Origin of the sequence: Blautia sp. CAG:237 (genome assembly GCF_000436615.1) — a bacterium.
Taxonomy (GTDB): domain Bacteria; phylum Bacillota; class Clostridia; order Lachnospirales; family Lachnospiraceae; genus Blautia_A; species Blautia_A intestinihominis.
Window position 1 is genome coordinate 1 of record NZ_FR886739.1, and the last position, 643, is coordinate 643.

A 643-nucleotide genomic window follows, 5' to 3' on the forward strand; every position below is an offset into this window, starting at 1 on the left:
TTCGATTGCGATGTAACCATTTTTCTCAACGGCTTTCGGTGCTTTCTTCGGAACGGAAAGTTTCAGAATACCGTCTTCATATTTCGCGTGGATATCTTCCTCGCTGACTGCATCACCAACATAGAAGCTTCTGCTTAAGGTTCCTGCATAACGTTCACGTCTGATGTAATTGCCTTCTTTATCTTTCTCATCTTTGTCAAGACCCTTGGCTGCTGCCAGTGTCAGATAACCATCTTTCAGCTGAACCTTAATCTCATCTTTCTTAAATCCCGGAAGATCGACATCCAGTTCATAGCTGCCGTCTGTTTCACGGATATCTGTTTTCATCATGTTCTGTGCATGTTTACCATAAAGCGGATTCTTCTTGCCCCAAAACTCATCGTTAAACGGGAAGTTCATCCAATCATCATCAAATAAGTTTTCTCCAAAAATACTAGGCATTAACATAAGTCATCTCTCCTTTTATGATAAAAAATCTATATACAAGTCTTTCGACTGTTGCCTGCAAATCTATATTTAAGGGTACTGCCCGAAGTCTCCGGGCAGCACCACGAGCTTTTTAGCGGTCAGATATTGTCTGACGGGAATCTGATCAAATCAATTACTGATTATTCAATGGTAATATATTTCGGATCATTGGAAA

The 643-nt window shown here is 40.3% G+C and carries 1 protein-coding gene; it reads right to left on the reverse strand.

Annotation, left to right across the window (positions count from 1 at the left end; translation table 11 throughout):
- The coding region (locus QZL69_RS07850; RefSeq protein ID WP_291518935.1) for an Hsp20/alpha crystallin family protein at positions 1-447 on the reverse strand (447 nt) is incomplete at its 3' end.
- Positions 448-643 lie beyond the last annotated feature (196 nt).